This window comes from Streptomyces sp. NPDC006339, from assembly GCF_040612775.1.
GTDB lineage: Bacteria > Actinomycetota > Actinomycetes > Streptomycetales > Streptomycetaceae > Streptomyces.
In genome coordinates, this window is sequence record NZ_JBEXQW010000067.1 from 11,658 (window position 1) to 25,005 (window position 13,348).

Here is a 13,348-nt window from a genome sequence, read left to right on the forward strand (position 1 = left end):
AATATCCGAATATTGGATCCGAATCCGAGATCCAGATCCGAGCCGGATATCGGATCCAGGATCCGATCAGATCCCCGGCGGTTCCTGCGGGCCGCGGTTCATCGGACCGCGGCCCGACAGCACCTCGCCGTACGCCTGCATCAGGTCCGGCAGCCGCAGCGTGGCGAGGTCCTCGCGGCTCGGGGTGCTCGCGTAGCCCGACAGCCGCAGGTCGCGGTAGGCGCAGGACTTCTCGTACAGCGTGCGCAGGAAGCGGCCGTTGCCGAGCTCGTCGATCCAGCCCTGCTCGACGACGTGGGCGCTGATGGAGCGCAGCTCCTCGAGGGCCTCCTCGTCCCAGCCGTCGCCGTTGGCGGCGGCGAGCACCTCGCCGATGGCCGTGAGCTCCCGGGGGCGGTACGAGGGGAAGTCGACCCGGGTCGTGAACCGGGAGGAGAGGCCCGGGTTGGTGGCCAGGAGCCGGTCCATGCCCTCCGGATAGCCGGCCAGGATCACCACCAGGTGGTCGCGGTTGTCCTCGGCGCGCTTGAGGAGGACCTGGAGGGCCTCGTCGCCGTAGGCGTCGCCCTTGCTGTAACCGGTGTTGGAGAGCGAGTACGCCTCGTCGACGAAGAGCACCCCGCCGACCGCCGAGTCGATCAGCTCGTTCGCCTTGACGGCGGTCTGGCCCAGGAACTCGCCGACCAGATCGGCCCGCTGGGCCTCGACCAGATGGTCGCCGCCGAGCAGTCCGAGGGCGTAGAAGACCCGGCCGAGGATGCGGGCCACGGTGGTCTTCCCGGTGCCGGAGGGACCGGAGAACACAAAGTGACGTTTCGGCGGCTGGACCGGCAGGCCCTGCCCCGCCCGCAGCCTGGCCATCTCCAACTGCGCCGACAGGGCCTTCACCTGCCGCTTGACCGGCTCCATGCCCACCATCCGCTCCAGCTCCGCGAGCGCCTCGGCGAGCAGCGCCGGGTCGGTGGGGCTGGCCGGGAAGCGGGGCGGCACCGGCTGGCGCGGGACCGCCGCCTTCTGGCGTACGACGTCCGGCGGCTCGGCGGGCGCGGGCGGCGGCACGGCCTCGGGCTTCAGCAGCAGGCCGTCGCCGGCCGGGCCCTCCGGCTCGGTGCGTTCGCCGTCCACCGTGTCCTGGCCCAGGCCGCCGAACATGGCCGGGGCGAGCCCCATGGGGTCCTCCGGCCCGTCGAAGCCGTCGTACTCGGCGATGGCGGCGAGCCGCGCCGCCGTGTCCATGAAGGCCGGGTCGATCCGGTGCACCGCCCGGTAGAGGGGCAGCGCGGCGGCGGTGCGGCCGGTGCCCTCGTGCGCCCTGGCCAGCCAGTAGCGCAGCTCCTTGCGCTGCGGCTGCTCGCTGCGGCAGCGCATCAGCGCCGTCGCGAGCAGCGGCTCGGCCTGGCCGTACATCTCCAGGCGGACCCGGGCCATGCCGCCGAAGAGCCCCGCCTCGATGCCGAGCAGCGGGTCGTCCACCAGCGGTTCGGTGTGCCGCACCAACTGCTCCCAGTCCTTGACCAGGTAGGAGCGGCAGGCGTGCAGGAAGCGGACCTGGGGGTCGGTGTCGACCGGCGGGAGCCCGGCGAGCGCCCGGTCGAGCTCGGGCACATGGCGTCCGTCGAGCCAGTGCGAGGCGTGGGCCAGCAGCAGGTCGCGCGGTGTCTCGAGCACCGGCTGCACCCACCACCCCAGCCAGTACCAGGAGTTGAGGTTCCGGCGGTGCCGGGAGCGCTGTTCGCCGAAGCGCTCGCGGTGGCGGTACATCCGCAGCAGGGCGGTCGTGGTGTCGACCCGCAGCGCGTGCAGACCGAGCCAGCCGTCGGCCATGCCGGGATCGATGCGCACCGCCGTACGGAACTCCTCCTCGGCCTGCGGATAGGCGCCCATCGTGTAGGCGTCGACTCCGCGCAGCCAGGCGAGCTCGGCGGGGGCATGCGTGCCCTGTGTGCCGAAGTCCATTCGGGTCCCCCACAACCGTCTACACGTGGACGGGAATTGACCGCACCGAGGGGCATCGTACCTGCGCAGGGGGTGCGTGATGAGGGAGAAGGAACCGATCGGCCGTGATCGACGTGATCCGCCGGAGGGCCGCCACTCGTGACCCACGGTGATGATCGGGGCAGAACGAAGCCCCCGATCACGGGGGAACAACCGGGGGCTTCGCGTCCGCGGCGACTCCGGAGAGCCGCACATTGAGAACGTAAGACCTGTACGCCCCTTGGGTCAAGCCGAGTTGGGGCACTTGCGGAAGTGGACCTCCGCCTGCTCAGTTTGCGGCCGGGGAGCCGTCACGGTGGGTGATGATCTGGTTCGGGCCTGCTGTCACAGCAGGCCCGGGCAGCCACTCGTACCCCTCGGCCCGCTCCCGTACCAGGGTGTCGGCGAACGGCCGTGAGGGGTCCGCGGTGAAATGGCGAGTCTCCGCCACCGTCCAGCCGTCCCAGAAGGAGGACAGACCGGGCCCGTCGCGGCGCCGGCCGCGCGCCCAGGACTCCTCGGGACCGCGTTCCATCCACAGCAGTCGCGCGAGGAACGGCCGCAACTCCCGTCGCCCGGCCCCCACACCCTCCACGAGCACCACCGGTGCCGGGGGCAGCTCCCGGGGCGGACCGAAGGCGCGCAGATTCCAGTCGTACGGGTGATAGAGCGCCGTCTCGCCCCGGGAGAGCGGCCCGATCACCTCGGTCAGCAGTCGGCCGGTCCACTCGAAGAGCTCCGCGTGGCTGGCGAGGTCGTCGAGATGCAGGACGGGGGAGTCGCCGAGGGCGGCGGAGAGGCGGGCGGCGAGCGTGGACTTGCCGGAGCCCGCGTGGCCGTCGACCGCGACGAGCCGCACCGGGCCGCAGGAGGGCGGCAGCCGGCGCAAGGACGCGGCCACGCGGTCGAGGTCGTTCATGGCCCCCAGGGTAGGGGAGCCGGCGGGAGCGGGAGGCCGCAGGTCAGCGCCACGGGCGGTGTCATCGGTCGAGACCAATATTGCTCGCGCGGCACGTGTCGAATCGCTGGCAGAACGCGTCCGCGAGCGGCGATAGTGGGCCCGCAGCCCGTCCGTTCGCCACCACCGACTGGAGGGTCACCGCCCATGCCCCCTGCCACTCCGCGCCGGACCGTCCTCACCGCGGCGCTCGCCGCAGCCGCCGGCACGGCGGCGGCCGGTGTCCCGGCGTCCGCCGCCGACGCCGCCGAGAGCTGTGCCGGCACCGGGCCTCGCGCCGGGTCCGACGCCTGCGCGGACACCCCCGGCCGCGCCCCGGCGCCCGGCCTCGTCGACAACCGCTTCTGGAGCACGTACACCGACTGGCGCTGCGGCACGCCCGCGGGCACGAGGGCCGTCGCCGGACACCGCCCCGGCCTGGTCATCGACACCCCCGCCGGCCGCACCGACCACACCGACCCGCACACCGGCGTCACGAGCACCTGGGAGTACGCGGTCTGGACCTCGCCCGTCCACACCTCCACCGTCCCCGCCACCGAGGTCATCGCCTCCTGGAACGCCCACACCCCGCCCGGGACCTGGCTGCAGGTCGAGCTACGGGGCGCGTACGGCGACGGTACCGAGACGCCCTGGTTCGTCATGGGCCGCTGGGCCGCCGGGGACGCCGACATCCGCCGCACCTCGGTCGACGGCCAGGGCGACGGCAGGGCCTCCGTCTGGACGGACACCTTCGCCGTCGACGACCCGGCGAGCGGCCTGCGGCTCGTCTCGTACAGGCTGCGCCTCACCCTCCACCGCAGACCCGGCACCACCCTCACCCCCCTCGTCTGGCGCGTGGGCGCGATGGCCTCGGACATTCCGGACCGGTTCACCGTCCCCGCCTCCGAGCCCGGCCTCGACCACGAGCTCGTCGTGCCGCGCTACTCGCAGAACACCCACATCGGCCAGTACCCGGAGTACGACAACGGCGGCGAGGCGTGGTGCAGCCCCACGTCCTCCCAGATGATCGTCGAGTACTGGGGCCGGCGGCCCTCGCCCGAGGACCTGGCCTGGGTGAACCCCGCCTTCGCCGATCCCCAGGTCTGCCACGCGGCCCGCTTCACCTACGACTACCAGTACGAGGGCTGCGGCAACTGGCCCTTCAACGCCGCCTACGCCGCCACCTACCCCGACCTGAACGCGGTCGTGACCCGGCTGCGCTCGCTCACCGAGCTGGAGACCCTGATCCGGGCCGGCATCCCCGTCATCACCTCCCAGTCCTTCCGCAAGGAGGAACTGACCGGCGCGGGCTACGGCACCTCCGGCCACCTCATGACCGCGATCGGCTTCACCCCGGCCGGCGACGTGATCGCCAACGACCCGGCCTCGCCCAGCAACGAGGCGGTCCGCCGGGTCTACCGGCGGCGCGAGTGGGAGAACATCTGGCTGCGCACCAAGCGCTACAACGCGAGCGGGAAAGTGGTCTCCGGCACAGGAGGGGTCTGCTACCTCTACTGGCCCGACCGGCCGACTCCCGCTCAGCGCAAGGCCCTCGACGCCGTCGGCGTGCGCTGAGCCGTCCTTGGCACCCCCGGGCCGGCGTGATCTGCGTCGCTGACTCGGGGGCGGGAGGGCTGGCAGGGTGAGCGGCATGACCGCGACCTCGCATGCCGCCGCCCGTGTCCGTGCCCGCACCGGCGGCCCGAAGCCCGACGGACCGAAGGTCTTCGAGCACCTCCTCGGCTGGACCCTGGTGGTCCTCCTCGCCATGTTCGTCACCCAGGCCGGCCTGATGTGAGCCGGCCGGCCTCCCGGCACGGGCCCGGCGGGGGGTGAGCGGGCGCCGCCGAACGGGCATACTCCCTCCGCCACGGGCGCCCGCCGCCCCCGCTCGCGCCCGGCGCGGGGCAGCATCGGCGCAGTGCCCCGGCCCGAGGGGCCGCGAGAGGGAGGAGTGCGCCGCCATGTCCGACCGCGCCCCGCAGCCCGTGGAACGCCGGCTGCCCACCGAGGAGTCCCGGGAGCTGTTCGGCCTGGTCCGGGAGATCACCGCGCGGGAGATCGCTCCGCGCGCCGCCGAGGAGGAGGCCGCCGGCCGCTTCCCCCGCGAGCTCTTCTCGCTGCTGTCCGCCTCGGGGCTGCTCGGACTGCCGTACGACTCCGCGTACGGCGGCGGCGACCAGCCGTACACCGTCCACCTCCAGGTCCTGGAGGAGCTGGCCGCCGCCCGGCTCACCGTGGGCCTCGGGGTCAGCGTGCACAGCCTGTCCTGCCACGCCCTGGCCGCCTTCGGCACCGAGGAGCAGCGGGCCGCGCACCTGCCGGCGATGCTCGGCGGCGGTCTCCTCGGCGCGTACGCCCTCTCCGAGCCGTCCTCGGGCTCCGACGCGGCCGCGCTGCGCACCCGGGCGGTCAGGGACGGCGACGACTGGGTCCTCGACGGCACCAAGGCGTGGATCACCCACGGCGGCATCGCCGACTTCTACACCGTGATGGCGCGTACGGGCGGTGAGGGGCCGAAGGGGATCACGGCCTTCCTGGTGCCCGGGGACGCGCCGGGGCTGAGCGCCGCCGCGCCGGAGCGGAAGATGGGGATGAAGGGGTCGCCGACCGCGCAGGTGCACCTCGACGGTGTCCGCGTCCCCGACGCGCGGCGGATCGGGGCGGAGGGGCAGGGTTTCCCGATCGCGCTCGACGCGCTCGACTCGGGGCGGCTCGGGATCGCGGCGTGCGCGGTGGGTCTGGCGCAGGCGGCGCTCGACGCGGCGGTCGGCTACGCGCTCGAACGACGCCAGTTCGGCCGTCCGATCGCCGACTTCCAGGGGTTGCGCTTCCTGCTCGCCGACATGGCCACGCAGGTCGAGGCGGGCCGGGCCCTGTATCTGGAGGCGGCGCGGCTGCGCGACGAGGGGCGGCCGTTCGGGCGGCAGGCGGCGATGGCCAAGCTGTTCTGCTCGGACGCGGCGATGCGGGTCACGACGGACGCGGTGCAGGTGCTCGGCGGCTACGGCTACACCGCGGACTTCCCCGTCGAACGGTTTCTGCGGGAGGCCAAGATGCTCCAGATTGTCGAGGGCACGAATCAGATCCAGCGGGTGGTCATCGCCCGTCACCTGGCCGGACCAGAGTCCCGCTGACGCGTACGGTCCGGTCGGCCCAGACGGGGCCGGCGGCGAGGCGGCTCCACTCCTGGTCGCGGTGGCCGGGCAGGGCCCTGCCGTGGCTGGCCCACAACTGGAGCAGCGCGGTGTAGATCGGCGGGTCGCCGAGGTGCGGCGCGGGCGCGGACGCGGGTGTGGCCGTCGGTACGGAGGCGGCCGCCGAGACGGAGGCGGTCGCCGTCGCGGACGGGGGCGGCGCGGGTGCCGAGGAGGGTGCCGGAACCGGCACTCGCCCCGGCGCCGGAACCTCGTGCTGAACCGATTCTTCAAAGCGCGGCTCGGACTGTCGATGCCGGCCGTATCCGCTGGGTGTCGTATACAGCGTGGTCATGCAAGGACCAACGCTTCGCGCCACCTCGCGGTCACCGTTCGGCGCCGTCGAGCGGAAGTTCGAGCCGTCCCCGACCCCCTGGCCTCTTACGTGACACACCGTCAACTACCGGGAGCCGCCCAAGAGGTCAGCAGGCCACCCGTGCTCTATGGGCGACGCCCGCATCGGGAGCATCGCCCATGACGGGCCTCGGGCCGGGGACCGGCGTCGGGGTCAGGCCGCGCGGCGGAGCTGCGCCGGCTTGATCGGCCGCGAGCCCGGGCCGCCGACGTGCGAGAACGGCTGCATCCGCCAGTCCAGGCCCTGGGGGAGCGTCAGGAGCAGGGCGGTGTCCTGCTCCTGCACCTCCAGGGTGTCGTCCGCGGGACGGCCGTCGGCGGCGGACCGGCCGGTGCCGGTGCAGACCGTCAGGACGAAGGGGTTCCAGGGCGTCGGGCAGAGCGCGTGCTCCGGCAGGACGTCCTCGTCCGCGAGCAGCGCGATCGGCTGCTCGCAGTCCGGGCAGATGACCCGGTACATCTCAAAGGTGTCGTACGCGTCGAGCTCGTCGGACGTGTCGACGGAATCAACAGGCTCCTGCATGGAGAATCTCCCCCTCGGACGGGTCGGCCGGATCTGAGTGGCCTCGACCACAGCAACCAATTCCCATACGGCCGACCGCATAACCGTGAGGTCACGCCCCAGCGCCCGCAAAACCTGTGGCGTTCGTCACATGCCCCTCGCAGGTGCCCCACGGATGCCCACACTCTGGGATACGGCCCGGCCCCGGCTGTGCTCCCGCCCCTCCGGGGCACTAGGGTCACCGCATGGAGGAGCTGGATCGTCAGATCGTCGAGTTGCTCGTCAAGGACGGGCGCATGAGCTACACCGACCTGGGCAAGGCCACCGGCCTGTCCACCTCGGCCGTACATCAGCGCGTCCGTCGCCTGGAGCAGCGCGGAGTCATCCGCGGCTATGCCGCCGTCGTCGACCCGGAGGCCGTCGGCCTGCCGCTCACCGCCTTCATCTCGGTGAAACCCTTCGACCCCAGCGCCCCCGACGACACCCCCGACCGGCTCGCCGACATCCCCGAGATCGAGGCGTGCCACAGCGTCGCGGGGGAGGAGAACTACATCCTCAAGGTGCGCGTCGCCACCCCCCTGGAACTCGAGCACCTGCTCAGCCGCATCCGCTCCCAGGCCCATGTCTCCAGCCGCACCACCGTCGTCCTGTCCACCCCGTACGAGGCCAGACCGCCCCGCATCTGACAGCGGAGCGCGGGAGCGGGCCGGGGCCCGGCGGACGAGGCGGGTCCCGGCAGGTCCTAGCCTGGTCGCATGAGCGCGTACGAAGACCGCACCGTGCTGCTGCGCGGTGGAGAAGTCCACAGCCCCGCCGACCCCTTCGCGACCGCCATGGTCGTGGAGCGCGGACACGTCGCCTGGGTGGGCTCCGAGGGCGCGGCCGACGCCTTCGCCTCCGGTGTCGACGAGGTCGTCGACCTCGACGGCGCGCTCGTCACCCCGGCGTTCGTCGACGCCCACGTGCACACCACCGCCACCGGCCTCGCGCTCACCGGCCTCGACCTTTCCGCCGCCGCCTCGCTCGCCGAGGCGGCCGACGCGATCCGCGCGTACGCCGCCGCCCGCCCCGCCGACCGCATCCTCATCGGCCACGGCTGGGACGCCGCCCGCTGGCCCGAGCGCCGCCCGCTCACCCGTACCGAGCTCGACGAACTCACCGGCGGCCGGCCGCTCTACCTCACCCGCATCGACGTCCACTCCGCCGTCGTCACCACCGCCCTGCTCGACCTCGTGCCCGGCGTCCGCGCGCTCACCGGCTTCCACGACGGGCAGCCGCTCACCGGCGACGCCCACCACGCCGTCCGCGCCGCCGCCTACGCCGCGCTCTCCCCGCGGCAGCGCACCGAGGCGCAGCGCGCGGCCCGGCAGCACGCCGCGTCGCTCGGCATCGGCACCCTGCACGAGTGCGGCGGCCCCGAGATCTCCTCGGAGGACGACTTCACCGGTCTGCTCGACCTCGCCCGCGGCGAGCCCGGCCCACGGATCGTCGGCTACTGGGCCGACCTCGACGTCGAACGGGCCCGCGCCCTCGGCGCCCTGGGCGCGGCCGGCGACCTCTTCGCCGACGGCTCCCTCGGCTCCCACACCGCCTGCCTGCACGAGCCGTACGCCGACAGCGCCGGCTCCGGGGTCGCCCACCTCGACGCGGACGCCGTCGCCGCCCACGTCGTCGCCTGCACCGAGGCCGGCCTCCAGGCCGGCTTCCACGCCATCGGCGACGCCGCCGTCGACGTGGTCGTCGACGGTCTCAGGACCGCCGCCGAGAAGCTCGGCCTGGCCCGGATCAGGGCCGCCCGCCACCGCGTGGAGCACGCGGAGATGCTCAGCCCCGAGACGATCGCCGCCTTCGCCGAGCTGGGCCTCACCGCCTCCGTGCAGCCCGCCTTCGACGCGTACTGGGGCGGCGAGGACGGCATGTACGCCGACCGCCTCGGCGTCGAACGGGCCCGCGCGCTCAACCCGTACGCCGCCCTGCTGCGCGCCGGTGTGCCGCTCGCCTTCGGCTCGGACAGCCCGGTCACCCCGCTCGACCCCTGGGGCACCGTGCGCGCCGCCGCCTTCCACCGGACGCCCGAGCACCGCATCTCCGTCCGCGCCGCCTTCACCGCGCACACCCGGGGCGGCTGGCGCGCGGTCGGCCGCGACGACGCCGGCACGCTCGTGCCCGGCGCGCCGGCCGACTACGCGATCTGGCGCACCGGCGAGCTGGTGGTCCAGGCCCCCGACGACCGGGTGGCCCGCTGGTCCACCGACCCGCGCTCCGGGACGCCCGGTCTGCCCGATCTGTCCCCCGGGGGCGAGCTGCCGGTCTGTCTGCGGACCGTCGTCTCCGGGCAGACCGTGTTCGTCCGGCCGAACGAGTGACGCAAGGACATTTCGTACCGCCGCTCGACCTCCGGGCGGCTCGCCCGCGACCTGCGGATCTTCGCCGCCGCTCTGCAGGGACGGTTCATCACCGCAGGTCAAACGACGGTTGACAGCGGACCGTCGGCGGCCGGTAGGTTCGGCGCGTCCACCAAGGACGTCCGACCGGTTTCAAACCTCCACGCAGGCACCGAACGCCGCCCGCGCCTCGGGGGCGAGGGAAGGTTTTTCCGGCGGAGGGTGCGACCCGGGTGGGGCCCCGGCGTTCAGTAGACAACGGCCTGGAGTCGATCCGCAGCCAGCGGGTCCCCGGTCGGCCCGAAGGACGCCGGGCCCCGATCCCGCACCCCGTGCGCGGGGCTCGCTATGGTGGGGGCTCGCGTATGTATCCGAAGGGGCAGTAGTGAACGACGGTGGCCAGAGGCGTTACGGCCCGCTCGGCAAGGCCTTGGTGATCATCCCCACGTACAACGAGGCGGAGAACATCAAGCCGATCGTCTCGCGCGTACGGGAGTCCGTACCCGAGGCGCACATCCTCGTGGCCGACGACAACAGCCCCGACGGCACGGGCAAGTTCGCCGACGAGCTCGCCGCCGAGGACCATCACGTCCACGTGCTGCACCGCAAGGGCAAGGAGGGCCTCGGCGCCGCCTACCTCGCGGGCTTCCGCTGGGGCATGGAGCACGGCTACGACGTCCTCGTCGAGATGGACGCCGACGGCTCCCACCAGCCCGAGGAACTGCCCCGGCTGCTCACCGCCCTCAAGGGCGCGGACCTGGTGCTCGGCTCCCGCTGGGTGCCCGGCGGCCGGATCGTGAACTGGCCCAAGTCCCGGGAGTTCATCTCCCGCGGCGGCAGCCTCTACTCGCGCCTCATGCTCGACGTCCCGATCCGCGACGTCACCGGCGGCTACCGGGCCTTCCGCAAGGAGACCCTGCAGGGCCTCGGCCTCGACGACGTCGCCTCGGCCGGCTACTGCTTCCAGGTCGACCTGGCCCGCCGCGCGGTCGCCGCCGGCTTCCACGTGGTGGAGGTGCCCATCACCTTCGTCGAGCGCGAGGTCGGCGACTCCAAGATGAGCCGCGACATCCTCGTCGAGGCGCTGTGGCGGGTCACCGGCTGGGGTGTGACGGCCCGGGCCCAGAAGGTCGGCAAGCTGCTCGGCCGCAAGCCCTCGCACTGATCGTTCCGGCCCGTCGAACCGTTCCGCCTTTACGACGTTCCCGCGGGCCGCCAGGCACACTGGGGGGCATGACGACCGGCGCACCGCCTCCTCACGCCCCGAAGCGCTCCCGCGCGCGTACGTTCCTTCCGCTGGGCCTCGTCGCCTGGCTGGTCCTGGAGATCTGGCTGCTCACCGTGGTGGCGGACGCGGCGGGCGGGCTGACCGTCTTCCTGCTGCTCGTCGGCGGCGCCGTGCTCGGCGCCGCCGTGATCAAGAGGGCGGGCCGGCGGGCCTTCGCCAACCTCACCGGGACCTTCCAGCGCGCCCAGGAGGCGGTGCAGCGCGGTGAGGCGCCCACGGCCGCCGACCGGACCGGCGCGGAGGACCGCAACGGCTTCCTGATGCTCGGCGGACTCCTGCTGATGCTCCCCGGCCTGATCTCCGACGCGGCCGGTCTGCTGCTGCTCGTCCCGCCGGTGCGTACGGCCGTGGGGCGGTACGCGGAGAAGGCGGTGGAGCGCCGGATGGCGGCCGCCCCGCACGGAAGCCTCCAGGACGCCTTCCAGAAGGCCCGCATTCACCGGCCCGACGGAAAGGTCGTGCAGGGTGAGGTCGTCCGCGAGGACGGCCCCCAGGGCCCGCGGCGCCCGCAGGACCCCCGTCCGCCCCTCACGCCGTAGTCCGCGCCGCCCTGGCGGCAGGCGCGCCGGCGCACCGTACGACGACGCCGCGGGGCCCGGTACACGATGCGTGTACCGGGCCCCGCGGCGTTGTTCTCTCGGGCCGTGCTGCCGTCCGTCGGGCGGACTGTCGCGTCAGGCGGACTTGCGGCTGTCGCGCGGATGCACGGCGATGTTCATGGCGCCGGACCGAAGGACCGCCAGCCTCTCGGCCAGCACTTCCTCCAGCTCCTCGCGGGTGCGCCGCTCCATGAGCATGTCCCAGTGCGTACGCGCCGGCTTGCCCTTCTTCTCCTCGGGGCCGTCCCCGTCCACCAGGAGTGCCTGGCTTCCGCAGACCTTGCACTCCCACTCCGGCGGAATCTCCGCCTCGACCGAGAAGGGCATCTCGAAACGATGCCCCTTCTCGCATGCGTACTCCACCGCCTGGCGCGGGGCCAGATCGATGCCGCGGTCGGTCTCGTAGCTGGTCACCACGAGGCGCGTGCCGCGAAGAGCTCGCTCACTCATGAATCGTGCCTCCCGGGCTTGTCGCCCACAGGACAGGTGTCGCTGTCGTCGTCATCCGGTCAACGTCCGGTCGGCGGTAAAGATTCCCGTTCCGGGTCATGCGTCGCCCGTCGTGCCGCCCCTTGTTGTACCCACCAGTGCCCGTTTTGTCACATCTGGCAGCAGATGTCACTCAACGCCTTCACCAAGACAGCGCGCAGTAACGGTCCGCCTGGCAGGCCAAACGCGTACACTACCGCCCTTTCACTCCCGCGTCTAAATCCGGTCGGGTACGGGGTTCCCCGCGGCGGCGACGGCGCGCCGCACCGGGACCCTGGCGAGCAGGACGAAACCGGCGGCGAAGAAGATCACCAGAGAAATGATGGCATCCCGATAGCTCCCCGTCAGTTGATACGCGAGACCGAACACCAACGGGCCCAGCCAACTCAGCCCCCGGTCGCTCATCTCGTACGCCGAGAAGTACTCCGCCTCCTTGCCGCGCGGCACCAGATGAGAGAACAGCGACCTGGACAGGGCCTGGCTTCCGCCCAGGACCAGACCGATCGCCGCCGCCAGGCAGTAGAAGAACACCGGCGCGCCGGACGGCAGGAAGTACCCCGCCGCCAGGATCGCCGTCCACACCGCCAGCGACCCGAGGATCGTCCGCTTCGCCCCGTACGACCGCGCCATCCGGCCCATCCCCAGCGCCCCCACCACGGCGAGGACCTGTACCAGCAGCACCGCCGTGATCAGCGTCGTCTGGTCCAGGCCCAGCTCCTCCGAGCCGTAGATCGACGCCTGCGAGATCACCGTCTGCACCCCGTCGTTGTAGACCAGGTACGCGAGCAGGAACGACAGCGTCAGCGGATGGCGCCGCATGTCCTTGAGCGTCGCGACCAGTTGCCGCCAGCCGCCGACGGCGCCCTCGCCGCCCGCCGCCTCGGCCGGGGCCGCCGGACGGTCCCGCAGGCGCCGCAGCGGCACGAGCGCGAACACGCCCCACCACAGGCCCGCCGACGCCAGGCAGATCCGCACCGCCGTGCCCTCGGTGAGGCCGAAGGACTCGTGACCGGAATACAGCACCAGGTTCAGGACCAGGACCAGCGCCCCGGACGTGTAGCCGAACGCCCAGCCGCGCGAGGAGACCGCGTCCCGCTCGTCCGGCTCGGCGATCTGCGGCAGGTAGGCGTTGTACAGCGCCATCGCCACCGCGAACGAGGCGTTCGCCACGATCAGCAGGAAGGCGCCCAGGAGATAGCGCTGCCCCTCCAGGAAGAACATCCCGGTCGTCGCGGCCGCGCCCAGATAGGCCGCCACCGCGAGCAGCGGCTTCTTGCGGCCCGTCCGGTCCGCCGCCGCACCCGCCAGCGGCATGGCGAGCACGGCCACCACCAGCGAGGCCGATACGGAGTACGCGAAGAGCGAGCCCGCACGGACCGGGATGCCCAGCGGGTGCACGAACCCGTCCGCGTCGGCGGCCGCCTTGGCGACCGAGGTCAGATACGGCCCGAGGAACACCGTCAGGACGCTGGTGGAGTAGACCGAGCACGCGAAGTCGTAGAAGTACCAGCCGCGCTGCTCGCGTCTGCGCTCGGCGGGGTCGGCGGTCCGCCCCTCCGGATCGGTGGTGTCGGCCGTCACGCCCGCGCCCCCTCGTTCGTCCCCGATGACGGGACGCGCACGC

General features: G+C 72.9%; 13 protein-coding genes. 7 read left to right on the forward strand and 6 right to left on the reverse strand.

Features of this window, described 5'->3' with window-relative positions; translation table 11 throughout:
• Positions 1–66 precede the first annotated feature (66 nt).
• Positions 67–1,956: an AAA family ATPase gene (locus ABZ135_RS35025; protein ID WP_356701778.1), complete on the reverse strand. Its 1,890-nt coding sequence runs from the start codon at positions 1,954–1,956 to the stop codon at positions 67–69.
• Between the two features lie 307 nt (positions 1,957–2,263).
• On the reverse strand, positions 2,264–2,893 hold the full coding sequence (locus ABZ135_RS35030; RefSeq protein ID WP_356701780.1) for a hypothetical protein: 630 nt from the start codon (positions 2,891–2,893) through the stop codon (positions 2,264–2,266).
• A gap of 186 nt (positions 2,894–3,079) precedes the next feature.
• Between ABZ135_RS35030 and ABZ135_RS35035 the strand changes: the two genes are divergently transcribed.
• The 3 genes from ABZ135_RS35035 (at position 3,080) to ABZ135_RS35045 (ending at position 6,048) form a co-directional block, all read left to right on the forward strand.
• Positions 3,080–4,486, forward strand: coding sequence for a peptidase C39 family protein (locus ABZ135_RS35035; RefSeq protein WP_356701782.1), 1,407 nt, complete (start codon positions 3,080–3,082; stop codon positions 4,484–4,486).
• Positions 4,487–4,562: 76 nt separating this feature from the next.
• A complete protein-coding gene (locus ABZ135_RS35040; protein WP_356701784.1) occupies positions 4,563–4,709 on the forward strand; it encodes an SCO1431 family membrane protein in 147 nt (48 codons plus the stop codon).
• A gap of 166 nt (positions 4,710–4,875) precedes the next feature.
• The gene (locus ABZ135_RS35045) at positions 4,876–6,048 is read left to right on the forward strand and encodes an acyl-CoA dehydrogenase family protein (protein WP_356701785.1); all 1,173 of its coding nucleotides are present in this window, start codon (positions 4,876–4,878) and stop codon (positions 6,046–6,048) included.
• Here ABZ135_RS35045 and ABZ135_RS35050 read toward each other — a convergent pair.
• Positions 6,011–6,301: a hypothetical protein gene (locus ABZ135_RS35050; protein WP_356701787.1), complete on the reverse strand. Its 291-nt coding sequence runs from the start codon at positions 6,299–6,301 to the stop codon at positions 6,011–6,013. The genes ABZ135_RS35045 and ABZ135_RS35050 overlap by 38 nt on opposite strands.
• A 315-nt stretch (positions 6,302–6,616) precedes the next feature.
• The gene (locus tag ABZ135_RS35055) at positions 6,617–6,985 is read right to left on the reverse strand and encodes a hypothetical protein (RefSeq protein ID WP_356701788.1); all 369 of its coding nucleotides are present in this window, start codon (positions 6,983–6,985) and stop codon (positions 6,617–6,619) included.
• A gap of 224 nt (positions 6,986–7,209) precedes the next feature.
• Between ABZ135_RS35055 and ABZ135_RS35060 the strand changes: the two genes are divergently transcribed.
• From ABZ135_RS35060 to fxsA, 4 genes are all read left to right on the forward strand, one after another.
• Positions 7,210–7,650: an Lrp/AsnC family transcriptional regulator gene (locus ABZ135_RS35060; RefSeq protein WP_189976755.1), complete on the forward strand. Its 441-nt coding sequence runs from the start codon at positions 7,210–7,212 to the stop codon at positions 7,648–7,650.
• Between the two features lie 69 nt (positions 7,651–7,719).
• Positions 7,720–9,330 (forward strand): amidohydrolase family protein, encoded by a 1,611-nt coding sequence (locus ABZ135_RS35065; RefSeq protein WP_356701790.1) that lies wholly within the window; start codon positions 7,720–7,722, stop codon positions 9,328–9,330.
• 403 nt (positions 9,331–9,733) lie between these two features.
• Complete coding sequence (locus tag ABZ135_RS35070) at positions 9,734–10,513, forward strand: polyprenol monophosphomannose synthase (protein WP_356701792.1); 780 nt, start codon at positions 9,734–9,736, stop codon at positions 10,511–10,513.
• A 68-nt stretch (positions 10,514–10,581) separates the two neighbouring features.
• Positions 10,582–11,175, forward strand: coding sequence for an FxsA family membrane protein (fxsA, locus tag ABZ135_RS35075; protein WP_356701794.1), 594 nt, complete (start codon positions 10,582–10,584; stop codon positions 11,173–11,175).
• Between the two features lie 135 nt (positions 11,176–11,310).
• Here the strand turns inward: fxsA and ABZ135_RS35080 are convergent, their stop codons facing one another.
• Together ABZ135_RS35080 and ABZ135_RS35085 are read right to left on the reverse strand one after the other, a co-directional pair.
• A complete protein-coding gene (locus tag ABZ135_RS35080) occupies positions 11,311–11,685 on the reverse strand; it encodes an RNA polymerase-binding protein RbpA (RefSeq protein ID WP_026278069.1) in 375 nt (124 codons plus the stop codon).
• A gap of 255 nt (positions 11,686–11,940) precedes the next feature.
• The gene (locus ABZ135_RS35085) at positions 11,941–13,305 is read right to left on the reverse strand and encodes an MFS transporter (protein ID WP_356701796.1); all 1,365 of its coding nucleotides are present in this window, start codon (positions 13,303–13,305) and stop codon (positions 11,941–11,943) included.
• Positions 13,306–13,348: the final 43 nt, after the last annotated feature.

Excerpts from the sequence above, each read along its gene's own strand:
- ABZ135_RS35060 (WP_189976755.1), top strand. The coding sequence starts at position 7,210 with ATGGAGGAGCTGGATCGTCAGATCGTCGAGTTGCTCGTCAAGGACGGG.
- ABZ135_RS35025 (WP_356701778.1), bottom strand. The coding sequence starts at position 1,956 with ATGGACTTCGGCACACAGGGCACGCATGCCCCCGCCGAGCTCGCCTGG.
- fxsA (WP_356701794.1), top strand. The coding sequence starts at position 10,582 with ATGACGACCGGCGCACCGCCTCCTCACGCCCCGAAGCGCTCCCGCGCG.
- ABZ135_RS35055 (WP_356701788.1), bottom strand. The coding sequence starts at position 6,985 with ATGCAGGAGCCTGTTGATTCCGTCGACACGTCCGACGAGCTCGACGCG.
- ABZ135_RS35040 (WP_356701784.1), top strand. The coding sequence starts at position 4,563 with ATGACCGCGACCTCGCATGCCGCCGCCCGTGTCCGTGCCCGCACCGGC.
- ABZ135_RS35035 (WP_356701782.1), top strand. The coding sequence starts at position 3,080 with ATGCCCCCTGCCACTCCGCGCCGGACCGTCCTCACCGCGGCGCTCGCC.
- ABZ135_RS35030 (WP_356701780.1), bottom strand. The coding sequence starts at position 2,893 with ATGAACGACCTCGACCGCGTGGCCGCGTCCTTGCGCCGGCTGCCGCCC.
- ABZ135_RS35065 (WP_356701790.1), top strand. The coding sequence starts at position 7,720 with ATGAGCGCGTACGAAGACCGCACCGTGCTGCTGCGCGGTGGAGAAGTC.
- ABZ135_RS35080 (WP_026278069.1), bottom strand. The coding sequence starts at position 11,685 with ATGAGTGAGCGAGCTCTTCGCGGCACGCGCCTCGTGGTGACCAGCTAC.
- ABZ135_RS35045 (WP_356701785.1), top strand. The coding sequence starts at position 4,876 with ATGTCCGACCGCGCCCCGCAGCCCGTGGAACGCCGGCTGCCCACCGAG.